Source organism: Salinivibrio sp. MA351, assembly GCF_001996065.1.
Taxonomy (GTDB): domain Bacteria; phylum Pseudomonadota; class Gammaproteobacteria; order Enterobacterales; family Vibrionaceae; genus Salinivibrio; species Salinivibrio costicola.
In genome coordinates this window covers 104,602-130,479 of sequence record NZ_MUFG01000007.1, presented here as the reverse complement: position 1 = coordinate 130,479, position 25,878 = coordinate 104,602, and the positions used below count along the sequence as shown (strand labels likewise).

Genomic DNA, 25,878 nt, shown 5'->3' with positions numbered 1-25,878 from the left:
GTGGATACGATTTTTACTGAAGAAGTGGTCAGTGAGTTACATACGCTGCAAGACATGCTGCGCTGGACAGTCAGTCGTTTCAATGCGGCAGGGTTATTTTACGGCCATGGCACTGACAATGCTTGGGATGAAGCGGTTCAGCTGGTACTCCCGACCTTATATCTTCCTATTGATGTCCCGTCTGAAACCCGTTTTTCTCGCCTAACAACCAGTGAAAAGCATCGTATTGTTGAGCGTGTGATTGCGCGTATTAACGATAAAACGCCGGTCGCGTATTTGACCAATAAGGCCTATTTCTGTGGTTTAGAGTTCTTTGTCGACGAACGGGTATTGGTGCCTCGCTCTCCGATAGGTGAGCTCATCCAACAAGAGTTTGCCGGTATTTTGCCGCATGCACCGAACCGAATAATGGATCTGTGTACCGGCAGTGGCTGTATCGCGATTGCCTGTGCTTACGCCTTCCCCAATGCCGAGATAGACGCGGTTGATATTTCCACCGATGCGCTCGATGTTGCCGAAATCAATATTCAGGATCACGGCTTGGAAGAGCAAGTGATCCCAATCCGTTCCGATTTGCTTAAAGAAGTGCCACAAGACAAATACGATTTAATTGTGAGCAACCCGCCTTATGTCGATGCAGAAGACATGGACGACTTACCGGATGAGTTCCGTCATGAGCCAGAGCTGGGCCTCGCCGCGGGGACGGATGGATTGAAGTTAGTGCGTCGAATGCTTGCCAATGCGCCGGATTATCTTAGCGAAGACGGTGTGTTGATCTGTGAAGTGGGCAACTCCATGGTGCATATGCAAGAGCAGTATGGTCATTTGCCCTTGCATTGGCTTGAATTCGAGCAGGGAGGCCATGGTGTCTTTATGATTACGCGTCGCGATTTAGTCGCCTGTGCCGATGAATTTGCCCTTTATCGCGATTAATGCGTGCCTTTGCTCGTGTTACTTAGCCAGCCCTTGTGCTGGCTTTTTTCTATTTAGGGGGCGAGTCAGCGGATTTTTTTGCGTCTTTGGTTGCTTTATGGTTAATTGCTAACAAAGTATGCAAAAACACAACAATGCCCATCAGGCAAACAGAGGAAGGCATGGCAGGCAATACGATTGGACAAATTTTTCGCGTCACCACCTTTGGAGAAAGTCATGGCGTGGCGTTGGGCGCTATTATTGATGGCTGCCCACCGGGGTTAGCGCTGACGGAAGCAGACATGCAACAGGATCTGGATCGTCGCCGGCCGGGCACGTCTAAGTACACCACGCAGCGCCGTGAGCCCGATGCGGTCAAAATTCTCTCTGGTGTGTTTGAGGGCCAAACCACCGGCACATCGATTGGGTTGATGATTGAAAACACGGATCAACGCTCAAAAGATTATTCCAAAATCAAAGATGTGTTTCGTCCAGGCCATGCTGATTTCACCTATCACCATAAATATGGCGTCCGTGATTATCGTGGCGGCGGTCGTTCGTCGGCGCGAGAGACAGCCATGCGCGTGGCAGCCGGTGCGGTGGCTAAAAAGTACCTTGCGCAAGAGCACGGCATTCAAGTGCGCGCTTATCTGGCGCAAATGGGCGAGGTCACTATCGATACCGTCGACTGGGCGCAAGTTGAGCAAAACCCTTTCTTTTGCCCAGATGTGAATAAACTTGAGGAATTGGATGCGCTGATCCGTCAACTGAAAAAAGACGGAGATTCAATCGGTGCCAAGCTCACCGTGGTGGCAGAAAACCTTCCTGTCGGCCTTGGCGAGCCGGTGTTTGACCGTTTAGATGCCGATATTGCCCATGCATTGATGGGGATTAACGCGGTGAAAGGGGTCGAAATCGGAGATGGGTTTGACGTGGTGAATCAGCGTGGCAGTGAGCATCGTGATGAAATCCACCCAGACGGGTTTGCCTCGAACCATGCCGGTGGCATTCTTGGCGGTATCTCTTCAGGGCAGCCACTGGTCGCGCACTTGGCATTAAAGCCTACCTCTAGCATCACAGTGCCGGGTAAGAGTATTGATGTTCATGGTGACGCTGCCGATGTGGTGACGCGAGGCCGTCACGATCCTTGTGTGGGGATCCGCGCGGTGCCGATTGCTGAAGCCATGGTGGCAATCGTACTGATGGACCATTTACTCCGTCATCGTGGGCAAGTTGGCCGTTAAAAGCCGGCCCGCCAATTCACACACGCCTCATGTATCTTGTTATTTGTTGACGCTCTCCCCGTCATTCGTTGGCGGGGCATGTTTGTAACTTTCCCCTATGACTCATAACTATCACGATTTAATTCAACTGTTTAACCAAACCTTTCTCGCGACTTTTAACACCGAGCTGTTACTGGGCGGCGATGAGCCTATCTATCTGCCGGCGAATTCAAATCACCCGCATCACCGCGTGATCTTTGCGCGTGGTTTTTTTGCCTCAGCGCTACACGAAATCGCACACTGGACCATTGCCGGTGAGAAACGCCGTCAACTGGAAGATTATGGCTATTGGTATCACCCCGATGGCCGCGATGCTGACACGCAAGCCGCGTTTGAAGCGGTAGAAGTGAAGCCTCAAGCGATTGAGTGGATCCTTGCGGCAAGCTGTGGCTTTCGTTTTCAAGTCAGCTGCGACAACTTAAGTGGTGTAGAGCCCGATCGCCATGCCTTTGCGGGCAAAGTCCGTCAGCAAGTCATTGATTATTTATCTGACGCAGAGGCAAGCCCGGCTTTGCCCGTGCGCGCTAAGCAGTTTTCTGATACCTTGCGAGACTTTTACGGTGTCTCTGCTCTGGGGCCCGATGACTTTACGTTGCCCAGCTAAGGTTAATAAGATGAAAGTTCAAGATTATGAAGCACGCATTTTGGCATTAATCGATGAGATGGTAGACACTGCCTCAGACGATGAATTATTTGCGAGTGGCTATTTACGCGGCCACGTCTCGCTGGCGGCTGCGGATTGTGAGTTAGAGGGCATGGATGAAGTGGCGTCATTAAAAGCGCGCGTGGACACTAGCTTGTCGAAAAATGCGAGTGAACTCTCACCGGGCGATCAACGCTTGGTCGGGGCGCTTTGGGATCTGCTTCAGCAACAAGTCGAAAAATCGGCTTAATACTGCAATACCGCGCTTCTCAATAACTGCGCTTTTCAACTCCTGTTCTACGGTATCGAGTGATTATCAAGCCATCGCCTCGACGATGGCTTGGTTGTTTTTACCCACACTTGCTTGTTTTTACCGGTATATAACTAACCATTCGCTACACCGCTTTACCTTTTAGCAGTTTGCGGACCCACATGCGTCCCGGGTGCAGGGTATCGAGTACTGACTGTGGCAAAGGCAAGGGCTCATCACATAACTGAGCGACGAGGATTTCTGCGGCGAGAGGCGCGGAGGTAAGACCGCGAGAACCAAGCCCCAGAAGGCAATATAGCCCAGGGTAAACAGGGACGGAACCGGCTTTTTCCTTGTCTTTTTGCAGGGTTTGGTAGGCCAAAAGCAGTGCGTCGTAATCACACACATTGCCGATAAATGGCAGGTGGTCGCGACTGGCACAGCGCACACCAACGCGTCCTGTTTCGGCAACAGGCACATGATGCGCCCAATCAGTGTCAATACAGTCGGTTAAGCGCTGCTGGTTTTCAACCTGATCGGCCGACTGAAATTCAAGGTCGGCATTGTTGCGCGCATAGCTTGCGCCTAAGCAATGTTCGCCAGCCTGATTCGCCGGTGTTAAATAGCCCTCAAAACATAACACCGTGTTCAGTGCGCGGAGGTCAGCATTGGTGGGGACATGGCTCACTTGGCCGCGCACGGGGTAAACCGGAATAGGCGCCGTTTGATCAAAGTTATCCGCTTGGTGCCCATTGGCGATAATCACGTTCTGGTGACACAGCTCACCGTTGGCGGTACTCAGGGTCCAACCATTGTCCGTTTGTGTTAACGCATTGATGTGACAATCAAAATGCGCGCTTAGCTGTCCGCGGGTGATAGCGGCACCAATCACGCCTGCGGTAAACTGTTGCGGACTGAGCCAGCCGCCCAGCGGGTAAAACACACCGGCATGCCCAGTTTCTACTCCCACTTTTTCTGTCACTGCGTCTTGGCTTACGCGCATGACCAGTGCCTCAGGAAATGCGCCATGAAGCATTTTTTCGAGCTTAGGGGCGCTTTTCTCGTCATAGCCTAGTTGGGTAACACCACACCAGTCATGTTCAAAGGCGATGCCTTGTTCAGCCTGTTGGCGAATAAACTGCCGAGCAAATAAAAAAGCGGGCGCAAAAAACTGACTCAAGTTGTCGTTGTTACCATTAAGGAGTGGATAAACCGCTCCTTGCTGATTTCCGGATGCGCCTGCCGCTGGCTGCGGGTCTTGGCAATAAAGCGTGACTTGCTTGCCTCGCTGAAGTAATGCGCTAATCAAGGCTGCACTGGCAATACCACCGCCAATAATGGCAATGTCATCCGCTGTTGCGGCGGATGTGCGCGCATACCAAGGTGGATGGCTGGCAGTGGCTTGGCGAGCAGGTAAAGCGCCCGCTAACATTTCTCGCTTGTGACCAAAGCCTTTTACCTTTTTCATGTCAAAGCCGGCGTCAATCAGTCCACGGCGTACAAAGCCGGCCGCGGTGAAAGTCGCGCAGGTACACTGCTCTCGCGCAAGTCTTGCCATGCCATTAAATAAATCCTGGTTCCACATTTCAGGGTTTTTACTTGGGGCAAAACCATCTAAATACCAGGCATCAACAATCCCTTTCTGACCTGTTGGTACTTGTGGTAACCAATCTTTAATATCCCCAAACCACAAATCGAGTGTAATCTGACCATCAGCTAATACAATACGTTGACAACCCGCTAACGGTACGGGGTAATGGGCGCGAAGTTGTTCAGCATAGTTTGCAAGCTCGGGCCAAGCTTGATGGGCACGCGCGAGATCTTCTACGGTCAAAGGGTACTTTTCAAAACTGATAAAGTGGAGGTGCGTGACGGTGCTATCAAGGTTAACATGGCGGAATTGGTCAAAGGCATGCCAGGTGGCGAGAAAGTTTAGCCCGGTCCCAAATCCGGTTTCTGCAATCACAAAGCGTGACTGAGTTGCCGTATGCCAACGTTCGGGTAACTGATTTTGCCCCAGGAACACGTAGCGCGTCTCAGCTAAGCCGTCGTGATTGGAAAAGTAGACGTCGTCGAACTGATCAGCAACAGGCGTACCTGTATCATTCCAGCTGATTTTTGCATGGTCGATTGAGGGAGTGCTCACAAATGCCTCATACACAGGAAAGAGAAGATGGAAATTGTACTGATAGAAAGGAAAGCTGACCACTTATCAGCTTTAAAAACGCTATCATCCACTGCGAAATTAACGTCTAGGAAAGAATCATGAAACGAGCTGTCATTACAGGCATGGGGATTGTTTCCAGTATTGGTAACAACGTCAAAGAAGTGCTGGAGTCGCTCAAAGCGGGGAAATCTGGCATTAACTTCTCTCAGCAGTTTGCAGATATGAAGCTGCGCAGCAACGTTTGGGGGGATCTCAAACTTAACCCAGCCGACCACATTGATCGTAAAAAAATGCGCTTTATGGGGGACGCGGCTGGCTTCGCCTATTTAGCCATGGAGCAGGCGATTGAAGACTCAGGCTTAGCCCCTGAGCAAGTTTCTAATCCGAGAACGGGCCTAGTTGCCGGTTCTGGGGGCGCATCATCGGTCAACCAAGTCACGGCGGTTGATACCTTACGCGAGAAAGGTGTAAAACGCGTCGGCCCTTATATGGTGCCACGTACTATGTCATCCACGGTCTCAGCGTGCTTGGCGACCCCGTTTCAAATTAAAGGGGTCAACTACACCATGAGCTCGGCCTGTGCGACATCGGCACACTGTATTGGCCATGCGCTTGAGCTGATTCAATTGGGTAAACAAGACGTCGTGTTTGCTGGTGGCGGCGAAGAGCTTGATTGGTCACTCACCATGATGTTTGACGCCATGGGCGCACTCTCAACCAAATACAATGATGATCCACAAAAAGCGTCACGTACCTATGATGCCGATCGCGATGGTTTCGTGATTTCTGGCGGCGGCGGTATGCTAGTGGTGGAAGAGCTTGAGCATGCGCTGGCGCGCGGTGCCACCATTTATGGTGAAATTGTCGGCTATGGGGCAACGTCTGACGGCTATGATATGGTCGCGCCATCCGGCGAAGGGGCGGTGCGCTGTATGAACATGGCGATGCAAGATGTTGATGGCGAGGTGGATTATATCAACACCCATGGCACGTCAACGCCAGTGGGTGATGTCAAAGAGCTCGGTGCCATCCAAGAAGTCTTTGGTGGTAAGAGCCCTGCTATTTCCGCGACCAAGTCGATGACAGGCCATGCACTCGGTGCTGCTGGGGCGCATGAAGCCATTTACTCGACGCTAATGCTGGCGCACGGCTTTGTCGCCCCGAGTATCAATGTTGATAACTTGGATCCGGCCGCTGATGGGCTAGATATTGTGACACAACCACGTGAGCAAGCACTCACTCGTGTTATGTCAAACAGCTTCGGATTTGGCGGAACGAACGCCACCTTGGTGATTGAAAAGTATCGCGGCTAATATCGCGCCTTTTTTCAGGTTCTCAATGGACCCGGCCACGGCCGGGTTTTTTTATTATTGGCCCGACGTGGGGGCATGCTTTTTGGCGGATGTTTTCTTACAGGTAGGGCGATACAATGGGCGTTATTTTTCAGCGCTCGTACGCGACGTTAAAAACAGGATGCTGACCGTGAAAATAGTTGTAGATGAAAACATGCCCTATGCCCAGGCATTGTTTAGCCAATTAGGTGACGTCGTTGCCTTACCTGGCCGGGCGATCGGTGCGGAAGATATCCAAGATGCCGACGCTTTGTTGGTGCGCAGTGTCACGCATGTTAATCACGCGTTGATTAAAGATGCCAAGCAATTACGCTTTGTCGGCTCGGCTACCGCGGGAGAAGATCACCTTGATTTTGATGCACTGCAAGCACAAGGCGTATATGCCACGGCAGCGCCGGGTTGCAACAAAGTTGGGGTCGCGGAATATGTGATCAGTGCCTTATTGGTGTTGGCGCAACAGCAAGCATTTAAATTGACCGACCGAACCGTCGGTATTGTCGGTGTCGGTCACGTTGGGAGTTACTTAGCTGATCGTTTAGCTGCACTGGGCATTAAAACCTTGCTCTGCGATCCGCCGCGTCAGGCGCGTGAGAATCGCGCGGATATGGTGGATATTGATACGCTGATTGCACAATCGGATGTGGTGACCTTTCATACGCCTCTGACGTCGACTGGTGAGCACCCTACTCATCACTTGATGAATCACGCTCGTTTAAATGCACTCGCACCGGGAAGCATTTTGATTAATGCCGCACGCGGCCCGATTGTTGATAATCAAGCGCTTAAGACACGGCTGGCACGAGGCGATATGGATGCAGTTTTGGACGTGTATGAGCATGAGCCCGAGGTCGATCTTGCTTTGGTCGAACGGCTAACCTTTGCAACGCCACATATCGCTGGCTATGGATTGGAAGGAAAAGCACGCGGTACCACCATGGTGTTTAATGCCTTATGCCAACATTTATCGTTACCACAGCGCGCTGACGCCGCCGATCTATTGCCGACAGCGCCCATTCCTTCTGTGCAACTAGCCGCGCCTTGGCAGCAGACTGATCTTATGGCGTTAACCCAACTTGTTTATGATATCCGTCGCGACGATAGTGATTTTCGCCGAGCGATGACACAAGCAGGGGAGAACAAACCGGCACAACGTACAGCCTTTGACCAATTACGAAAAAATTACTGGGATCGACGTGAGTACAGTGCGATCACGGTAGCCGGACACGCTGATTTCGGGTTACAGTCGCTGGCTAAGCTGGGCTTTAGTATTGAGGAGCACGCATGACACAAGCATTTGATGTTGCGGTTTTGGGCGCAACAGGTGCGGTAGGCCGTACCATTATCGACATTTTAGAAGAGCGCGATTTTCCTATTGGCACTCTCCACCTGCTTGCCAGCGAGCGCAGTGCCGGTGAAACCATTACCTTCAAAGGCGAAAGTTTGCGTGTGCAAAACGTCGACACCTTTGATTGGACCCAAGTTCAAATTGGCTTGTTTTCGGCAGGCGCGCAAACCTCCGCACATTGGGCGCCTATTGCCGCAGAAGCAGGAGTGGTGGTGATCGATAATACCTCACAATTCCGCTATGATTTCGATGTGCCCTTGGTGGTGCCGGAAGTTAATCCAGCCGCGATTGGTGATTTTCGTAACCGCAATATTATTGCAAATCCCAATTGCTCAACGATTCAGATGCTGGTCGCATTAAAACCCATTTACGATGCCGTGGGGATCGAACGTATTAACGTCTCTACCTATCAATCGGTGTCAGGATCTGGAAAGTCGGGTGTCGACGAACTCGCGGGCCAAACGGTGAAACTACTCAATAGCCAAGATGCCGAACCTTCGCTCTATAGCAAACAAATTGCTTTCAATTGCTTGCCTCAGATCGATCAATTTATGGATAACGGCTACACCAAAGAAGAAATGAAGATGGTGTGGGAAACGCAAAAGATTTTCGCTGATGAGATGATTGGGGTTAACCCTACTTGTGTGCGTGTGCCTGTTTTTTATGGCCATGCAGAAGCGGTGCATATCGAATGCCGTCAACCCATTGACGCAACAGAGGCGATGGCAATCCTTAGCCAGCACGAGCATATTGAAGTCTTTGAAGGCGAAGAGTATCCAACCCAAGTCAAAGAAGGGACGGGATCAGACAAGGTGCTTGTGGGACGGGTCCGTAACGACATTAGCCATCCAAATGGTTTAAACCTCTGGGTGGTTGCTGACAATGTGCGTAAGGGTGCCGCGACCAACACGGTTCAAATTGCTGAAGTCTTAGTGCGCGATTATCTTTAATCGACAGCGTGTGACGATGACAAGAGCGTGATGGTCCACGCATCACCATGTCAGTTTGATTGATACCCCATCCGTTGATGGGGTATTTTTTTAGGCATTAAATTTGCACAGATGACGATACGCGAAGTGTGGGCATGCTATCATCGAGGCAAAACTGAGGCAGAGCGCCCACAGTTTGATCGCACAACACACTTTTATATCATCAAACTACAGTTTTTCGCATGGCTTCCGATATAGTTAGATATTTAGTGAGGCCATTTCTGCCATAGGGAGTGCGGGTGTGTCCAACGCACAGCAAAGTGAACAGTCTTCTTCTCAAACGCGATTGACGATAATCTCGCACACAGTGAGGCGGCATCTTCTTGCCGTCGTGGGGTTATTGGCGATCAGTCTCGTCAGTGTGTCTACCTTACCGGTCGAGGCGGCCATTCGTATTCTGGGCCCGCAAGACGAAATGACGACCGAGTCGTCATCCGCACAACAACCGCCTACGGTACAATCCGCGCAGCAATATGGCCCAACAGGTGCAAACGAAACCTTGTGGTCGATTGCGACGCAAATGCGTCCCAATACACAAGTCAGTGTTTACCAAACATTGGGCGCGATTTTCCGTCTCAATACCGACGCGTTTGCCAATAATAATATCCATCGCTTGCAGCCAGGTAGCACATTAGTGATGCCAACCTTGGAGCAAATCGAACGAGAAAGTACGCAAGATGTCGTAAATCGTCTTGAAATTGATGACGCACGTAAGCAAGCACAAACGACGACACCATTGAGTGATCAAGTCACCCAGCCTGACGCTCAAGCATCAGAGCAAGTCGAACCCGAGCAAGCTGAACCAGAATCGCAACAAAGCGCCTCAGAAACAGAGCAGGCACAGGACGCTGAAGCGAGTGAGCCTGAGACACCACAACCTGAAGTGGTAGAAACGTTGCAATCGCAGCTACAAAACTCAGATCAAGAAATGACCCGCTTGGTTGAGAGTAATCATGTGCTCAAAGTGCGATTATCCGAAGTTCAGTACGAACTGAATGCGCTGAAAGAAAAAATGAGCAGTGATGACGAGTTGAATCAGGAAATACGTGCTTTCCTAGAACAACAACGTCAGCAGCAGGCGAAACAAGAGACGCAGCCTCCCTCTGCGGTCGACTCTTTATTGGATAATCCACTCCTGCTCGCCATGTTCGCGATCATTCCTGGCGCATTAATAGCCGGTGGGGTTTTCTTCTTCTTGGCGCGTCGTAAGAAACAAAACGAAGAGCATGACGAGCCCGCCTCACTCGACCATGATGAGCTAGATGATATGCCGGTTATCATGGTGCCCGATCCTGAAGATGAGCAGGAAGGGGAGAGTCACCAAGATCAATCTGACGATGAGTTAGAGATCACTGAGGATGGTGATAGTGATGAAGACGTGGCATTTGGTGATGACACGGACCTTGATGATCTCAATCTTGACGATGAACTGGACGACATGTCTGGTAACGAATCGAGCGTTGCGCCAACCAGTGACGATGCCATTGGACTCGAGGACATGGAGCGTGCGTTAGATGAATTGGCGGATACACCGCCTGCCGATACCGAAACGTCGACCGACAGCGAAAGTGAAACCGACGACGCAGCCCTCCCTGAAGAGGAAATGAGTGCAGACGAGGCGCTTGCAGCAGAGTGGGCGAAAGCGCTAGAAGAAGGTAACGACAGTGATGTAGATGACATTGATGCCTTGCTCGCCGGGGAATCGGGCACTGAATCTGCGCCGGAGGAACCCTCTGAGTCCACGCGTGAATCAGAAGCAGACGTAGAGAGTGATACTGAGGCGACATCGGATGATAATCCTGAATCAAGCGAAGAGTCGGAAGAGCAAGCACCGAATGATGCATTATTTGACTCAGCCCTTGCCGATGAGCCAGCGTTAGATCTCAGCCAAGAAATTGATTTATCAGATGATGACGACGAAGACAGCGTTTCGCTCGACAACACGACCGAGCTTCTTGATGAGCTTGTCGGTGATGATGATGACGATGATGATAGCTGGTTGAATGATCAAGATGATACGGAGACTGAGTTTGATGAAAGCAGTGATGCTTTACTGGATGAAGTATTAGACAACGATGATCCGCACCTTGAAGACTCTGACGCCTTGTTGGAGGAAGTGTTAGGTGACGACGACGAATCCGATCCACTTGCGGAGGAAGATGATCCTGCACTGTGGGAAGAAGCTGAAGACAGCGATCCTAATGAAGCGGAACTCGAAAAACTGCTTTATGAATCAGAGGGTGAACCAGAGCCTGATCCCCGTAAAGCAGAACAGCCCGCAGAGCCCGAGACTGACGACGACGCACAGGGTGACACGGATGAAGCGCCAGCCGATGACACTGCAGAGCCCGAGGCCGAAGCTCAGGATGATACGGATGGAATGTCAGCCGAGGATACCGCGGAACCCGAGGCCGAGGCTCAGAACGATACAGATGAAGCACCCGTCGCCGACGAGTCGCCAGCAGACCAACAGCCGGAACAACCGGAACAAACGGCTGAGCCGGATGACACCGTCGAAGCTGANCGAGGCCGAAGCTCAGGATGATACGGATGGAATGTCAGCCGAGGATACCGCGGAACCCGAGGCCGAGGCTCAGAACGATACAGATGAAGCACCCGTCGCCGACGAGTCGCCAGCAGACCAACAGCCGGAACAACCGGAACAAACGGCTGAGCCGGATGACACCGTCGAAGCTGACGCTCCGGACGATACAGATGAAGCACCCGTCGCCGACGAGTCGCTAGCAGACCAACAACCTGAACAAACGGATGAATCGGATGACGCCGCCGAGGTTGAAGACACACCCGACGCTGAGCCTGAAGAGTCAGTCGATGACACTGCAGAGCCCGAGACTGAGGACGATGCACAGGATGACGTGGACGAAGATCCAATCGCGAATGATCAGCCAGTAGACGCTCAACCCGAAGAAACGGCTGAGTCGGATGACGCCGCCAAGATTGAAGACACATCCGACACTGCACCTGAAGAGCCAGCCGATGACACTGCAGAGCCCGAGGCCGAAGCTCAGGATGATACGGATGGAATGTCAGCCGAGGATACCGCGGAACCCGAGGCCGAGGCTCAGAACGATACAGATGAAGCACCCGTCGCCGACGAGTCGCCAGCAGACCAACAGCCGGAACAACCGGAACAAACGGCTGAGCCGGATGACACCGTCGAAGCTGANCGAGGCCGAAGCTCAGGATGATACGGATGGAATGTCAGCCGAGGATACCGCGGAACCCGAGGCCGAGGCTCAGAACGATACAGATGAAGCACCCGTCGCCGACGAGTCGCCAGCAGACCAACAGCCGGAACAACCGGAACAAACGGCTGAGCCGGATGACACCGTCGAAGCTGACGCTCCGGACGATACAGATGAAGCTCCCGTCGCCGACGAGTCGCTAGCAGACCAACAACCTGAACAAACGGATGAATCGGATGACGCCGCCAAGATTGAAGACACATCCGACACTGCACCTGAAGAGCCAGCCGATGACACTGCAGAGCCCGAGACTGACGATGACGTACAGGATGACACGGACGAAGCGCCAGGCGAGGATACCGCTGAATCCGATGCACAGGATGACGTGGACGAAGAGCCAATCGCGAATGATCAGCCAGAAGACGCTCAACCCGAAGAAACGGCTGAATCGGATGACGCCGCCGAGGTTGAAGACACATCCGACACTGTGCCCGAAGAGCCAGCCGATGACACCGCTGAATCCGAGACTGAGGACGATGCACAGGATGACGTGGACGAAGCGCCAGTTGATGACACTGCAGAGCCCGAGACTGAGGACGATGCACAGGATGACACGGACGAAGCGCCAGCCGATGACACTGCAGAGCCCGATACTGACGACGATGCACAGGATGACGCGGATGAAGCGCCCGTCGCCAACGAGCAGCCTGATCAAGGCGAAAACCTCGATGATATTAAAGAGGAAGATTTACTCGATTTAACCAATCTGCCTGAATATGACGAAGAAGCCGCACTGGCAGATGCGCCAGAGCCAGAGCCAGAGCCAGAGCCAGAGCCAGAGCCAGAGCCAGAGCCAGAGCCAGAGCCAGAGCCAGAGCCAGAGCCCACCTCAAAAGAGGAACGTGATTACACGTTTGATTCTCTGTCGTTAGACGATTTGGGTGAGTTTGATGAAAACGATGCGCTAGGGGCGGCACTCGATGAACAACGAGAGCTCGAGTCTTATCTCAATGAGCAGAAAGACAACGCGCCAACCTCTGAGGCGCCCGAGCGCGATACACGCAATATCAGTGATCTGGATGACGATGATCACCAGGTAGGTGGTCTGAATATGGAGGCCTTGCTATCGGAATCCGATGACGATGAGCCTCTCGATCTTTCCGCTTTATCCGACGAAGAAGCAGCGGTTTGGCAAGCCGACAATGAGCCAGAGCCAGAAGCCGAAAGTGAAGATTGGAGCCAACAACCCGCCATTGATCCGGCCTCGCTTGAAACCTTTGAACTGGAACAGGCCTTAGATGATGATCTGCTCGGTGAGGGTGATGCTGAAAGTGAGCTTATCGGCGAAGAGCAGGAAGATGACGACTACATTAGTATCGAAGAGCTTATGCGCGATGACGGCTCGACGCCAGATATTGATCCCGACAAGGCGGAGATGAACCTTGACGTAGGGTTGGATGAATTCCCTGATGTGTTAGAAGACATTAGTGCGATTGATGTTGATGGCGACACCGCCAGCACAGAGGCATCGACCAATCTCGACTTGGCGAAAGCTTACTTGGAAATGAATGATATGGATGGCGCGATTTCCTTATTAGAAAAAGTGATCCAGTCAGGTAACAAGGCCTTGCAGCAAGAGGCTCGGCAACTGCTTGAACAACTTAGGTAACACCACAATCAGGTAGCACAGGCTACCTGATTGCTTATTAGGCCTCAGAATAGACAGTCGATGTTAAGACCTGCAACAGGCCGGCTTTATGGGTATAATGCTGCGCCTTGTTGAGCAGTAACTAAAAAGGCACAGGCATGAGATTCGCGTTAGGCATTGAATATGACGGCGCCCAGTTTTACGGTTGGCAAAGGCAACGAGAAGTCACCAGTGTCCAAGAACACTTGGAAAAGGCTTTGTCGACCGTCGCTAATCACCCTGTGGCAGTACAATGTGCGGGGCGTACCGATTCGGGAGTCCACGGCACCGGACAGGTGGTGCATTTTGATAGCGATAGCAAACGGCCATTAAAAGCCTGGACGATGGGAGTGAATGCAAACTTGCCTGATGCGATTGCCGTACGTTGGGCCACGCCTGTTCCAGACGATTTTCATGCGCGATTCAGTGCGACAGCACGCCGCTATCGCTATGTGATATACAACCACTCTTTGCGCCCAGCGATACTGGGTAAAGGTGTCAGTCACTATCATAGCGAGTTGGATGAAACCTTAATGGCGAGAGCGGGTCAGTACTTACTAGGTGAGAATGATTTCTCGTCATTTCGTGCGGCACAATGTCAATCTCACTCGCCATGGCGGAATGTGATGCATTTATCTGTCACGCGTCAGGGGCGGTTTATCGTGATCGATATAAAAGCGAATGCCTTTGTGCATCACATGGTGCGCAATATCGCGGGCAGCCTCATGGCTGTCGGTCGTAAAGAACAGCCGCCAGAGTGGATCGCATGGCTACTGGCTCAGAAAGATCGCACCTTGGCGGCCGCGACGGCCAAAGCGGAAGGTTTGTATTTGGTCGAGGTAGATTATCCGGATCAATATGGCTTACCACGCCCGCCGATAGGGCCTTTGTTTTTGCCCGATCAGGTGATGGAATCCGAGAGCATACTCGGCGCAAAGCGTACGGAGACAGAATAGGTAGTACCAGTTTTTTATCCCAAGTCTGGCAGACTTGTGATTTAATTCGGTCTAATTTGTTACGAATCCAAGATGGTTGTCTAATTGTGATAGCCATGACTAAGTAAAGGTTGTCCATGAGCTGGCTAGAGAAAATATTAACCAAAAGTAATATTGGTTCATCACGCAAGGCGTCGATCCCTGAAGGGGTTTGGACCAAGTGTACGTCGTGTGATCAAGTACTTTATCATGCTGATGTCGAACGTAATTTGGAAGTTTGTCCCAAGTGTGACCACCATATGCGTATGCCAGCACGCCGTCGTCTGGATGTTTTTTTGGATCCTGAAGGACGTGAAGAGATTGCCGGTGAACTGGAGCCTAAAGACGTATTAAGATTTCGTGATTCGAAAAAGTATAAAGATCGCCTGTCAGCCGCGCAAAAGTCCAGCGGGGAAAAAGATGCACTCGTGGTCATGAAAGGCAGTGTGCTAGACGTGCCCGTGATTGCTTGTGCGTTTGAATTTAAGTTCATGGGCGGTTCGATGGGCGCAGTCGTCGGCGCACGGTTTGTTAAAGCGGTCGAGCACGCGATCGAAAACCATTGTGGCTTGGTGTGTTTTTCGGCCAGTGGTGGGGCGCGCATGCAAGAAGCCTTGATGTCATTGATGCAAATGGCGAAAACCAGTGCGGCACTTGAGCGTTTATCGCGTCACAACTTGCCATTCATTTCGGTACTCACTGATCCAACTTACGGTGGGGTGACCGCGAGCTTTGCTATGCTCGGAGACATTAATGTCGCAGAGCCAAAAGCGATTATCGGTTTTGCTGGCCGTCGTGTCATTGAGCAAACCGTACGCGAGAATCTGCCAGACGATTTCCAAACCAGTGAGTTCTTGCTTGAGCATGGTGCGATCGACATGATTGTTGATCGTCGTGAGATGCGCCAGCGTTTGGCGGGCCTATTGGCGAAGCTGGGTAACATTAAGTCGCCATTAGTCGTCGATGTTGAGCAAGATAAACCTCAACCTCCAGAAGAGCCTGAAGTGGCACCTTCCTCTCAAGAGCAATAATTGACCGTGTTCCATGGCGTTATCCTTGGTATCATTTGCCCATCATCGAGTAACTGACCAAGTCAATGTCTGAACTACAGCATCCAACAGCCACATCCTCAATGGATACGTGGCTGTCTTATCTAGAAAATATCCATACCAGTGCCATCGATCTTGGCCTTGAACGCGTCGCGGCAGTTGCGGAGCACGCCCAATTGACCAAGCCTGCGCCTAAAGTGATTACCGTTGCAGGGACCAATGGCAAGGGGACCACCTGCGCCTTATTAGAGGCAATATTACAGCACGCGGGTTACCGTACGGGGGTTTACAGCTCACCACATCTTATTCATTACAATGAGCGGGTCCGTGTCAATGGCGACGTGCTGGCCGATAGTGAGCATACTCAAGCGTTTGAGGTAATTAACCAGGCACGTGGCCAAACCAGTCTGAGCTTTTTTGAATTTGGTACCTTAGCCGCGTTACAGCTATTTAAACATCATGCGCTTGATGTCGTGATCCTCGAAGTGGGTCTCGGTGGCCGTTTAGATGCCACCAATGTGGTGGATCATGACGTATCAGTGATCACCAGTCTCGCGCTCGATCATTGTGATTGGCTGGGCAATGACATTAATCAGATTGGCTATGAAAAAGCAGGCATATTCCGGAAAGATAAACCGGCGATATGTGGTCAGCCTGCGCCACCTGCGAGTGTTGCCGCGCATGCTGATGCGATTGGCGCGGAATTAAATCAGTTAGGCTATCAGTACCACTATGCCATGACAGGCGATACGTGGCGTTGGGCGGCCGGTGCTTTTGAACTGACAGAGCTACCTATTCCGGCTATTCCGCTACAAAATGCGGCAACGGCTTTAATGGCGCTGGGCGTCGCTGACCTCGACATTGCTGATACACACATTACTGAGGGATTAGCGTCTGTCGCGGTTACCGGTCGGATGCAAGTTATTACTGACGCCCCTTACACGATTTTTGACGTCGCCCATAATCCGCATGCTGCCGCTTACCTAGCAAAGAAACTCGCTGAGCAAAAAGCGAGATTGACAGGACGCGTGCATGCCGTGGTGGCGATGTTAGCAGACAAAGATATAGAGGGTACCTTAGCCTGTTTTGATGGCATTGTGGATTGCTGGTACCCCGCTTCTTTAGCCGTACCTCGTGGCGCGTCAGCCGATAAATTGCCGGTGGTGGCATCAATGCAATTCAGCTCACCGAGTGACGCCTATCAACATGCGTTGAGTCAGGCTGAACCTGAGCGAGACTGTGTGGTCGTATTTGGGTCGTTCCATACCGTTGGGCAGGTGATGGAAACGCTTAATTAAAACGGAGTCATTGTGGCCAGTAAGTTACAAAAAAGAGTGGTCGGCACCCTAGTGTTAGTCTCTATCGGTGTGATAGTGCTACCTGATGTGCTCGATGGCAAAAAAGAGCATTACCAAGAAAACTATCAAAGCATCCCCCTGCGGGATGACTTTGATGGCACAGTGAGCCAAATGCCGGTTGAAGAACCCGAGGTGATTGAGGTGACAGCGCCCGATACCCAGGTAAACGATACCCGTTCAGCTGACACAAATGCGCAGGCTGAGACGGAAAAAAGTGACCCAACGCCCACGCCATCAAGTACAGCGTCAGTCAACGACGGAGACAGCGCATGGATGATCCGTTTGGGGACCTTCCGTAACCAAGAGAATGCTCGTCGCTTGGTTAAGCAATTACGTGACAAAGGGTATCAAGCACATATCTTACCCAGAGACATTCAACCCGGTGACTTAGCAAAAGTGGTCGTCGGGCCACATGTTTCTAAAACCACACTCGAATCGCAACTGACTGATCTGCAATCGCTGACAGGATTGAAAGGACAGTTGCGCAAATTTGACCCACTTACCCAATAAGAAAACGTTTGCGTGAGCATTTTTTCTGTTAGAATGCGCACGTCTCGAGCAAGTGAATACGATGAATTGGATTGATTATCTTATTATTGGCGTCATTGGTTTTTCGGCGTTAGTGAGTGTGATTCGAGGCTTTGTAAAAGAAGCCTTGTCATTAGTGATTTGGTTTGGGGCGTTTTTTATTGCCAGCCAATTCTACACGCAGCTAGCGGTGTATTTGACCAATATCCAAGATGCGGTTATCCGTAATGGTAGTGCTATCGCCTTGTTGTTTATTGCCACCTTATTGGTCGGCGCAGTAGTCAATTATGTGATTGCCCAGTTAGTAGAAAAAACGGGATTGTCTGGCACGGATAGAGTGCTTGGTATGGTGTTTGGCAGTGTGCGCGGCGTGTTAATCATCGCGGCGGTGCTTTTCTTCCTCGATGCCTTTACATCGGTCGCCAACAACCAAGCGTGGGGACAATCGCAACTTATTCCTAACTTTGCGGTAGTGATCGAATGGTTCTTCCACTATCTCGAGAACAGTTCCAGTTTCTTACCTGAGATCGCAGGATCTTAGGCTGATATTCGCGTAACAAGGAATCGCTGACATGTGTGGTATTGTTGGAATCGTTGGTAACACTCCGGTCAATCAGTCCATTTACGATGCACTGACTGTGCTTCAACATCGAGGACAAGATGCAGCCGGCATTGTCACTATCGATGACAATCGTTTCCGGCTTCGAAAAGCCAATGGGTTAGTCCAGGATGTGTTCCAACTGAAGCATATGCAGCGCTTGCAAGGCCAGGTTGGAATAGGGCATGTAAGGTATCCAACAGCGGGCAGCTCTAGTGCATCAGAAGCACAGCCTTTCTATGTCAACTCGCCGTATGGGATTACTCTCGCCCACAATGGTAACTTGACCAATGCTGAGGCGTTGCGCCAATCTTTATTTGAAAAAGATCGTCGTCACCTTAATACAACGTCTGACTCTGAAATTCTCCTCAATGTCCTTGCCCATCAACTGTCGACTGCGACTTCTCATCCTCTTACTGTTGATGATATGTTTACTGCGGTGAAAGCGGTCCATCGACAAGTCTCCGGCGCTTATGCCGTTGTGGCAATGGTGATTGGGCATGGCGTTATCGCTTTTCGTGATCCTAAAGGCATCCGCCCGCTTTGTTTAGGGAAGCGCGATACGCAAACAGGTACCGAGTATATGGTTGCGTCTGAAACCGTTGCATTGGATGCCGTGGGTTTCGATTTCGTGCGTGATGTCTCACCCGGAGAGGCGGTTTATATCACCTTAGAGGGACAACTTCATACCTGTCAGTGTGCGGACTCACCGAGTCTTAACCCTTGCATCTTTGAGTTCGTTTACTTTTCTCGTCCCGACTCATTTATCGATAAAGTATCCGTTTATGGGGCCCGTATTCGTATGGGTCAAAAGCTTGGCGCTAAAATTCAGCGCGAGTGGGAAGACGTGGATATTGATGTCGTCATTCCTATCCCTGAGACATCTTGTGATATCGCGTTAGAAATTGCGCAAGTGCTAGGTAAACCCTACCGCCAAGGCTTTGTTAAAAATCGCTATGTAGGTCGTACGTTTATTATGCCGGGGCAGCAGATGCGTCGAAAATCCGTACGTCGTAAACTCAATGCCATCCGTTCAGAGTTTAAAGACAAGCGCGTACTCTTGGTCGATGATTCGATCGTGCGAGGCACAACCTCAGAGCAGATCATCGAGATGGCACGTGAAGCAGGCGCCAAAGAAGTCTATATGGCCTCCGCGGCCCCTGAAGTACGCTTCCCCAATGTCTATGGCATTGATATGCCGAGCGCCAACGAGTTGATTGCTCATGGTCGCGAAGTGGATGAAATTGGCCAATTAATTGGTGCCGATGGCTTGGTTTATCAAGATCTGCCTGATCTCGTCGCCGCTGTTGGTGAGGCCAACCCAGCGATTGAGCGCTTCGAAACATCGGTGTTTAGTGGCGAATATGTCACCCAAGATGTGGATCAGGCGTACCTCGAGTATTTACAAAGCTTACGTAGTGATGATGCTAAAACTGTACGAGAGCAGCAACAAGAGCTTGCGAACTTAGAGATACATAACGAAGATTAAACAAATACGCCGCGAGATTATCGCGGCGTATTTGTCTTTTTAGCGAGAGAAGGTCTTAGTGTGTGAAAACAGGCCCCATGCCGACATTCCACAGAATCACGGAGGCGGCAAGGATAGCGACCAACAGGACTAAGCCGCAGGTGACGACGGAGCTTGCATAAATAAAACCGCGCTCTTCAGGGATCTCCATGAGTATCGGCACGCCGGTATACAGCAGATAAACGGAATAAGCGACACCGATCAAGCCGACAATCATGACAAACCATACCACCGGATAGAGCGTTGCAAGCCCGACCATAAAAATCGGCGTCGCCGTGTAAGCGGCCAGCTCAAGGCATTGCGTATAGTTAGGCGCAGAGCCAAATGTTCGACTCATCCACAAGGTTAGGTAGGCAAGGGCAGCAACCCCACCGAGTAACGCTAAATACATAGCACTGGCAATAAAAAGCGCGCTTTGTGGCGTCATGAAAATGGGCTCTCCCGCGCCGATTTGCCAGCCGATATTGACACTCGCGTAGTAGGCACACACAGGTGGGATCAACGCTAACAATAGCGCATGTCCGATGCTACTTGAAACGCCCTCGTGTCGTTCGCCAATTGTTTTCCATTCTTTTTTGGGATGGGTATATAACCCGACTAAGTGACCTAAAATCATAGTAACCCCGCTCGTTATTCCCTAAATATAAACAAAGGTGCAATGGTCGGCGCACGACAGCTGGTAACGGCTAGCTCGGCTGTGCGAAGACAGATGCCCAAATCTTCTTTCCTTACCTAACGAATAGCTCTTGACATCATAATTGGCAAGTTTTGTGCGCTATAACAACCTTCCTCACGAGGCAAAGGGCGAAGTCGCTCGGAAATAAAGCGAGGAAAATATGCATTATGTGATGATTGTCATGTATTAATTGTTGAACATCTCACTTTTAATACAGAGTGGCGTACCCTGGAGTGTTGCTGATTTTTAAGTGTTTTTTATCGTACTCCTTGTTGTACGTTAAGATGCATGTGAGTTTATATTGATAAAATTGTTATTTTAAACAGCTGTTTATTGTTCGCTATCAAATTAAATATCATAAGCAGGCACGGGGTGTCTGAGTTCAGCTACGATTAGTACAGAGCGATTTAAAACAGCCGCTGCTTTGCAGTCCGGGAGGAGAGCGTCGTGTTGCACAGTAAAGATATTTTAATTGTTGAAGATGATCCCGTCTTTAGTCGAATGATTGCCTCGTTTCTTGAAAGAGAAGGTGCGACGGTCCGTGAAGTAGAAAATGGGCTAGAAGGGCTACAAGCATTGAGGCAATCTATCCCAGATTTACTGATCAGCGATCTTTCCATGCCGGTCATGACGGGGCTTGAGTTCGTTGAGGAAGTGAGCCTCGAATACCCGATGCTGCCCATGATTGTGATTTCAGGTACCGGAGGCATGGCCGACGTTGCCCAGGCGCTTCGCTTTGGAGTAAAGGATTTTTTACTCAAGCCCATTGAAGACATCAAATCGGTTAAAAAAGCCATTGAAGCGGTGATTGATGATGCCAACGATGATGTGCATGCCAGTGATGACTTTAGTCAACAGTGGTTTAAAGTGAGTGAAGATGCGGACAAAGGCGCCTCAGAAAGCGAACTAAAATGGCACCTTGATGCGCTACGTCATAATCCTGGCAGTGCGCGAGAGTTGCTGATGGGGTTGATGCCTGAGCCAGACTCACAACAAGGCGCGTGGCGTTTGTCATATCACTCGCTGCAATCGGCAGACGCCAATCCTATTGTGCTCGACTATGCTTGGCTGCTCGGCGGGAAAATGGCGTTCTATGTGGTTGACTCAGCGTCAGCTGAAGAAGATGGGACGGCAACGACTTTGATGATTCGGGCCTTTTTTAATGATTTTGTCCGCTCAAGTGATGTGAATGAACGCGGATTCCTGACGCTGGTAAAACGGATTGAAGATGCGATTCGCGCATCGGCTTATACATCACCGGTCCGTGCCATGTTTGGTGTCTTAAACATGGTTGATAGCCAACTTGATATTCTGCCAGCAGGTTTAAAAGCCACGATTGATAGTAGCGGAACCACGAAATTAGTTCGTAGTGAGCATTGGCTAGGTCGCGATGCCTTTAGCAGTGAATTCCAAACTGTGGATATGCAATCAGGCGATGCGCGTGTGTCTTTAAACGAAGTCGGCCTGAATAGCTTTAGCGTTGATATTCAAAAGATTGCCTAATATAGGCCATCAATGATTGTGGTGTCCCGTCATCTCCATATCACCAGTTCAAGCGATGCACGTCCCGCTCTGCTTGCTGGTGATGATTTACATCCGTATACTCACGTCGCTCTGGATGGGTTGTTACCTTACCTTCGATAGATATCAGGGACAGATCGGCATGAAACATTGGTATTTACTTTATTGTAAACGCACGGAACAACAACGTGCGGAACAAAACTTGAAGCGGCAAGGCGTGGACTGTTACTACCCGATAGTCACAGTCGAAAAGTTGCGTCGAGGCAAATACCGGCAAGTTGAAGAACCGCTCTTTCCGAATTACATCTTTGCTTGTTTTGATCCTGAATCGGTTCAATACACGTCTGTTCGCTCTACACGTGGCGTTGTTGATTTTGTTCGCCAAGGTGCGAAGCCGATCCACGTCGATATTCAATTAATTCAACACTTGATGATGATGGAAGACAGTGATGAGCAACGAGAATTACTGTATCAAGGCTTCAAGCCTGGTCAAAAAGTAACCGTTGAGAGTGGCCAGTTTGCCGGGGCTGAAGCGATTTTTAAAGAAAAAGACGGCGAAAAACGCTGTATCCTTTTAATCAAAATACTCAACCAACAAACAGAATTACGGATCAATAACTCAGATATAAAAGCGTCATGCTAAGCGACTTACGCGTCGTAGAACGTGCCGATAGGTCGTTGTATCAGGCCAAAAAAGATGGGCGAAATCAATGTGTGAAAGCTAATCAAATTGACTTCGCCACCTTGTGATGCTAGCCAACGTCGTGATACTGCTCGCACGCCATGAGTGTGTTTTCAATCAAGGTGGCGACTGTCATAGGGCCGACCCCGCCAGGTACAGGGGTGATATGACTGGCTCTTTCATACGCGACATCGTACTCAATATCCCCGATTAATTTACCGTCATCCATGCGGTTGATGCCCACATCAATCACGATTGCCCCGGGTTTTATCCAATCGCCAGGGATGAACTTAGGTTTACCGACCGCAACCACGAGCACATCGGCTTGTCGAACATGCGTTTCTAAATCTTGGGTAAATCGATGGCAGGTGGTGGTGGTGCAGCCGGCGAGCAACAGCTCCAACGTCATCGGGCGACCGACAATATTGGATGCTCCCACAACCACAGCATGTTTACCACGTAGCGGTACATTATAACGATCGAGAAGAGTAATAATTCCTTTCGGCGTGCACGAGCGTAGTGTCGGCATACGTTGGCACAAGCGGCCCACATTAAAAGGATGAAAACCATCTACATCTTTATCTGGGCGGATTCGTTCCAATACGGACGTGGCATCAATCCCCGCCGGCAACGGCAGTTGAACGAGAATACCATCAATGCAGTCATCGTCATTCAAAGTGTCAATCAACGAGAGGAGCTCATGCTGTGAGCAAGAGGCTGGGAGGTCATAGGAGCGTGATACAAATCCGACTTCGTCACAGACTCGGCGTTTACTCCCCACGTAAACTTGTGATGCAGGGTCCGATCCGACCAAAATAACGGCTAAACCAGGTGCGCGGCGACCTGCCTCTGTGCGGGCGGCGACGCGTGCAGCGACCTCACGACGCACCGTTTGCGCGATCAGCTTTCCATCAATCAATTGTGCGGCCATAACTATCCTTTGGCTAAAGCAATATTCGTCAGTATTGTGACAAAAATCGTGGCTAAAAGCTATTGCGCAAACGTTTGCCTTGGCTTTGATAACGGAATATTCCAGATATACTATTGAGAGAGAATATCACGTCATTGTCTAGCCCTTCGCGTCATTAGGTTGGCAAAGTGGCCCAAAAAAAGCGATAGGCGGTGATTGACAATAAAATGGCGCGGTTTTGAGCAACTAGGTCAACATTTTAGGGAAAAGCGTTGACGGGACCTGACGTCGCTTTATAATCCACGCTGCATATCGTTATTGCGCCCTTAGCTCAGTTGGATAGAGCAACGGCCTTCTAAGCCGTGGGTCACAGGTTCGAATCCTGTAGGGCGCGCCATTTTTATGCGTCTCCCCGTATTTGCCTTGTCTGAGTGCTCTGAAAATAATCAATCGCGCATAAAACAGTAAAATCTGTGATCTTACGCGGTTGAATTGTGAGATATCACCCCAATTTCGATATTGAAACGCCATCGGTTGCCCCTTGTCTCGACTCAGTTGACGGGTGCCGCTATAATAGCGCGTCTTAATTTTCAGTCTCGGATGAGATAGCTCGATACGCCAATTGCGTGTATCCGGATTCGCAGGGGCTATGACGGACTCATAGCTCGGATGATGCCACCAGTCAAACTGGTAAACATCACTCAGTACCCCTGAGTAAATTTGAGGTTAAATTTATAATGCAAGTTACCGTTGAAACCACCGAAGGCCTTAAGCGCCAAATGACCATCACAGTGCCTGCTGCCAATATCGATGATGCAGTCACTAAAGAGCTACGCAATATCGCTAAGAATCGTCGTTTTGATGGTTTCCGTAAAGGTAAAGCGCCATTGAAAATGGTGTCACGTATGTACGGTGATACCGTGCGTCAAGACGTGCTGGGCGAAGTGATGCAGCGTCACTTTATTGAAGCGATGATCCAGGAAAAAGTGAACCCAGCGGGCGCACCAACCTTTACCCCTGTAGAGAACGAAGCAGGAAAAGATCTGGTATTTAAAGCTGACTTTGAAGTGTATCCAGAGGTTGAGCTACAAGGCCTAGACGCGATCAGCGTCGAAAAGCCAAAAGCCGACGTACAAGAAAGCGACGTTGAAGAAATGCTCACCACCTTGCGCAAGCAACAAGCGAGCTGGGTAGAAGCAGAAGGTGAAGCGAAAGATAACAGCCGTGTGACGCTGGACTTCGTCGGCACCATCGACGGTGAAGAATTTGAAGGCGGCAAAGCCGAAGGCTTCCAGCTAGAAATGGGTCAGGGTCGCATGATCCCAGGCTTTGAAGACGGTCTTGTCGGCAAAAAAGCGGGCGAAGAATTCACCATCGACGTGAACTTCCCTGAAGACTACCATGCTGAAAACTTGAAAGGCAAAGCGGCTCAGTTCGCGATTAAACTGCATCAAGTAGAAGAGCAAGAGCTACCCGAGCTAACAGAAGAATTCGTTCAGCGCTTCGGTATTGCAGATGGCAGTGTTGAAGGCCTGAAAGCGGAAGTACGCAAAAACATGGATCGCGAACTCAAGCAAGCGATCAAAAACAAGGTAAAAGAACAAGTACTGGACGGTCTGGTTGAGCAAAACCAAATCGACGTACCGTCAGCCTTGATTGACCAAGAAATTGGCACATTGCGTCAGCAAGCGGCACAACGTTTTGGTGGCAACATGGATAGCGCTTCTCAGCTACCGCGTGAGCTATTTGAAGAGCAAGCGAAGCGTCGTGTTAGCGTCGGCCTGCTGCTTGGCGAAGTGATCAAGTCTGAAGAGCTTAAAGCCGATGATGAGCGCGTTAAAGCACTGATCGAAGAAATGGCGTCTGCGTATGAAGACCCATCAGAAGTTGTCGCTTACTATGAAAAAGACGAGAAGCTGATGGAAAATATGCGTAACGTTGCGCTTGAAGAGCAAGCGATCGATGCGTTATTAGCAAAAGCAACCGTTACTGAAGCTGAAGTCGGTTTCAGTGATCTAATGAACGCTTCTCAGCAAGCGTAATTCGGATTAAAAAACGTCTGTGTTTTATTGACACTGCGTAAACGTATCTGCTTACAATGGCCCTAATGACTTGTCATTCGGGCCATTTTTTCCATCTATTGGTCGCAATGGTGATGAAACCAATCGACGTTAGAGAGCCTTGTTTTTAAGTAAAAACTCTCGATGGATCATCAAGCTG

General features: G+C 50.4%; 21 protein-coding genes and 1 tRNA gene. 19 read left to right on the top strand and 3 right to left on the bottom strand.

Going from position 1 to position 25,878, the window contains the following annotated elements; genetic code table 11:
* The 4 genes from prmB to BZG78_RS06205 all read left to right on the top strand — a co-directional run bounded on the left by prmB (position 1) and on the right by BZG78_RS06205 (position 3,088).
* A complete protein-coding gene (gene prmB / locus BZG78_RS06220; RefSeq protein WP_077660688.1) occupies positions 1-933 on the top strand; it encodes a 50S ribosomal protein L3 N(5)-glutamine methyltransferase in 933 nt (310 codons plus the stop codon).
* Positions 934-1,094: 161 nt separating this feature from the next.
* A complete protein-coding gene (aroC, locus tag BZG78_RS06215; RefSeq protein WP_021023103.1) occupies positions 1,095-2,156 on the top strand; it encodes a chorismate synthase in 1,062 nt (353 codons plus the stop codon).
* 97 nt (positions 2,157-2,253) lie between these two features.
* On the top strand, positions 2,254-2,799 hold the full coding sequence (locus BZG78_RS06210; protein WP_077660677.1) for an elongation factor P hydroxylase: 546 nt from the start codon (positions 2,254-2,256) through the stop codon (positions 2,797-2,799).
* Between the two features lie 10 nt (positions 2,800-2,809).
* Positions 2,810-3,088, top strand: coding sequence for a YfcL family protein (locus BZG78_RS06205; RefSeq protein ID WP_021023105.1), 279 nt, complete (start codon positions 2,810-2,812; stop codon positions 3,086-3,088).
* Between the two features lie 145 nt (positions 3,089-3,233).
* Here the strand turns inward: BZG78_RS06205 and mnmC are convergent, their stop codons facing one another.
* Complete coding sequence (mnmC, locus tag BZG78_RS06200; RefSeq protein WP_077660676.1) at positions 3,234-5,234, bottom strand: bifunctional tRNA (5-methylaminomethyl-2-thiouridine)(34)-methyltransferase MnmD/FAD-dependent 5-carboxymethylaminomethyl-2-thiouridine(34) oxidoreductase MnmC; 2,001 nt, start codon at positions 5,232-5,234, stop codon at positions 3,234-3,236.
* Between the two features lie 119 nt (positions 5,235-5,353).
* On the opposite strand from mnmC, the gene fabB reads away from it, so the two are divergent.
* From fabB to purF, 11 genes are all read left to right on the top strand, one after another.
* The gene (gene fabB, locus BZG78_RS06195; RefSeq protein WP_021023107.1) at positions 5,354-6,568 is read left to right on the top strand and encodes a beta-ketoacyl-ACP synthase I; all 1,215 of its coding nucleotides are present in this window, start codon (positions 5,354-5,356) and stop codon (positions 6,566-6,568) included.
* Positions 6,569-6,737: 169 nt separating this feature from the next.
* Entirely contained in the window at positions 6,738-7,892 is a 1,155-nt protein-coding gene (locus BZG78_RS06190) for a 4-phosphoerythronate dehydrogenase (RefSeq protein WP_077660687.1), read from the top strand.
* Entirely contained in the window at positions 7,889-8,902 is a 1,014-nt protein-coding gene (locus BZG78_RS06185) for an aspartate-semialdehyde dehydrogenase (protein WP_021023109.1), read from the top strand. Before BZG78_RS06190 ends, BZG78_RS06185 begins: the two co-directional genes overlap by 4 nt.
* A 280-nt stretch (positions 8,903-9,182) precedes the next feature.
* The gene (locus BZG78_RS06180; RefSeq protein WP_131826071.1) at positions 9,183-11,486 is read left to right on the top strand and encodes a FimV/HubP family polar landmark protein; all 2,304 of its coding nucleotides are present in this window, start codon (positions 9,183-9,185) and stop codon (positions 11,484-11,486) included.
* A 623-nt stretch (positions 11,487-12,109) separates the two neighbouring features.
* Complete coding sequence (locus BZG78_RS06170) at positions 12,110-13,816, top strand: FimV/HubP family polar landmark protein (RefSeq protein ID WP_077660673.1); 1,707 nt, start codon at positions 12,110-12,112, stop codon at positions 13,814-13,816.
* 137 nt (positions 13,817-13,953) lie between these two features.
* Positions 13,954-14,790 (top strand): tRNA pseudouridine(38-40) synthase TruA, encoded by an 837-nt coding sequence (gene truA / locus BZG78_RS06165; protein WP_077660672.1) that lies wholly within the window; start codon positions 13,954-13,956, stop codon positions 14,788-14,790.
* A gap of 116 nt (positions 14,791-14,906) precedes the next feature.
* The gene (gene accD, locus BZG78_RS06160) at positions 14,907-15,839 is read left to right on the top strand and encodes an acetyl-CoA carboxylase, carboxyltransferase subunit beta (protein WP_077660671.1); all 933 of its coding nucleotides are present in this window, start codon (positions 14,907-14,909) and stop codon (positions 15,837-15,839) included.
* 65 nt (positions 15,840-15,904) lie between these two features.
* Positions 15,905-17,155, top strand: coding sequence for a bifunctional tetrahydrofolate synthase/dihydrofolate synthase (folC, locus tag BZG78_RS06155; RefSeq protein ID WP_077660670.1), 1,251 nt, complete (start codon positions 15,905-15,907; stop codon positions 17,153-17,155).
* A gap of 12 nt (positions 17,156-17,167) precedes the next feature.
* Complete coding sequence (locus BZG78_RS06150) at positions 17,168-17,725, top strand: SPOR domain-containing protein (protein ID WP_021022876.1); 558 nt, start codon at positions 17,168-17,170, stop codon at positions 17,723-17,725.
* Positions 17,726-17,786: 61 nt separating this feature from the next.
* Positions 17,787-18,284, top strand: a complete 498-nt coding sequence (locus BZG78_RS06145; protein WP_021022877.1) for a CvpA family protein — start codon at positions 17,787-17,789, stop codon at positions 18,282-18,284.
* A gap of 31 nt (positions 18,285-18,315) precedes the next feature.
* Positions 18,316-19,830 (top strand): amidophosphoribosyltransferase, encoded by a 1,515-nt coding sequence (gene purF, locus BZG78_RS06140; RefSeq protein ID WP_077576276.1) that lies wholly within the window; start codon positions 18,316-18,318, stop codon positions 19,828-19,830.
* A gap of 55 nt (positions 19,831-19,885) precedes the next feature.
* Here the strand turns inward: purF and BZG78_RS06135 are convergent, their stop codons facing one another.
* Positions 19,886-20,485, bottom strand: a complete 600-nt coding sequence (locus BZG78_RS06135) for a Yip1 family protein (protein WP_077460340.1) — start codon at positions 20,483-20,485, stop codon at positions 19,886-19,888.
* A 507-nt stretch (positions 20,486-20,992) separates the two neighbouring features.
* Here BZG78_RS06135 and BZG78_RS06130 point away from each other — a divergent pair.
* Together BZG78_RS06130 and rfaH are read left to right on the top strand one after the other, a co-directional pair.
* Positions 20,993-22,048, top strand: coding sequence for a response regulator (locus tag BZG78_RS06130; RefSeq protein WP_021022880.1), 1,056 nt, complete (start codon positions 20,993-20,995; stop codon positions 22,046-22,048).
* Between the two features lie 160 nt (positions 22,049-22,208).
* Positions 22,209-22,709 carry a transcription/translation regulatory transformer protein RfaH gene (gene rfaH, locus BZG78_RS06125; RefSeq protein ID WP_077646337.1) on the top strand — a complete coding sequence of 167 codons (501 nt, stop codon included), beginning with the start codon at positions 22,209-22,211 and terminating at the stop codon, positions 22,707-22,709.
* Positions 22,710-22,818: 109 nt separating this feature from the next.
* Here rfaH and folD read toward each other — a convergent pair whose 3' ends face one another.
* Positions 22,819-23,679, bottom strand: a complete 861-nt coding sequence (gene folD, locus BZG78_RS06120; RefSeq protein WP_077460343.1) for a bifunctional methylenetetrahydrofolate dehydrogenase/methenyltetrahydrofolate cyclohydrolase FolD — start codon at positions 23,677-23,679, stop codon at positions 22,819-22,821.
* A 299-nt stretch (positions 23,680-23,978) separates the two neighbouring features.
* On the opposite strand from folD, the gene BZG78_RS06115 reads away from it, so the two are divergent.
* Both BZG78_RS06115 and tig read left to right on the top strand, forming a co-directional pair.
* Positions 23,979-24,055: transfer RNA gene (locus BZG78_RS06115), tRNA-Arg, on the top strand.
* A gap of 340 nt (positions 24,056-24,395) precedes the next feature.
* Positions 24,396-25,700 carry a trigger factor gene (tig, locus tag BZG78_RS06110; RefSeq protein ID WP_077460344.1) on the top strand — a complete coding sequence of 435 codons (1,305 nt, stop codon included), beginning with the start codon at positions 24,396-24,398 and terminating at the stop codon, positions 25,698-25,700.
* Positions 25,701-25,878 lie beyond the last annotated feature (178 nt).

Bases quoted from the DNA above. Each gene is read 5' to 3' on its own strand.
- rfaH (WP_077646337.1), top strand. From the start codon at position 22,209: ATGAAACATTGGTATTTACTTTATTGTAAACGCACGGAACAACAACGT.
- truA (WP_077660672.1), top strand. From the start codon at position 13,954: ATGAGATTCGCGTTAGGCATTGAATATGACGGCGCCCAGTTTTACGGT.
- BZG78_RS06185 (WP_021023109.1), top strand. From the start codon at position 7,889: ATGACACAAGCATTTGATGTTGCGGTTTTGGGCGCAACAGGTGCGGTA.
- BZG78_RS06135 (WP_077460340.1), bottom strand. From the start codon at position 20,485: ATGATTTTAGGTCACTTAGTCGGGTTATATACCCATCCCAAAAAAGAA.
- tig (WP_077460344.1), top strand. From the start codon at position 24,396: ATGCAAGTTACCGTTGAAACCACCGAAGGCCTTAAGCGCCAAATGACC.
- aroC (WP_021023103.1), top strand. From the start codon at position 1,095: ATGGCAGGCAATACGATTGGACAAATTTTTCGCGTCACCACCTTTGGA.
- folD (WP_077460343.1), bottom strand. From the start codon at position 23,679: ATGGCCGCACAATTGATTGATGGAAAGCTGATCGCGCAAACGGTGCGT.
- folC (WP_077660670.1), top strand. From the start codon at position 15,905: ATGTCTGAACTACAGCATCCAACAGCCACATCCTCAATGGATACGTGG.
- fabB (WP_021023107.1), top strand. From the start codon at position 5,354: ATGAAACGAGCTGTCATTACAGGCATGGGGATTGTTTCCAGTATTGGT.
- accD (WP_077660671.1), top strand. From the start codon at position 14,907: ATGAGCTGGCTAGAGAAAATATTAACCAAAAGTAATATTGGTTCATCA.
- BZG78_RS06145 (WP_021022877.1), top strand. From the start codon at position 17,787: ATGAATTGGATTGATTATCTTATTATTGGCGTCATTGGTTTTTCGGCG.
- purF (WP_077576276.1), top strand. From the start codon at position 18,316: ATGTGTGGTATTGTTGGAATCGTTGGTAACACTCCGGTCAATCAGTCC.
- BZG78_RS06205 (WP_021023105.1), top strand. From the start codon at position 2,810: ATGAAAGTTCAAGATTATGAAGCACGCATTTTGGCATTAATCGATGAG.
- BZG78_RS06210 (WP_077660677.1), top strand. From the start codon at position 2,254: ATGACTCATAACTATCACGATTTAATTCAACTGTTTAACCAAACCTTT.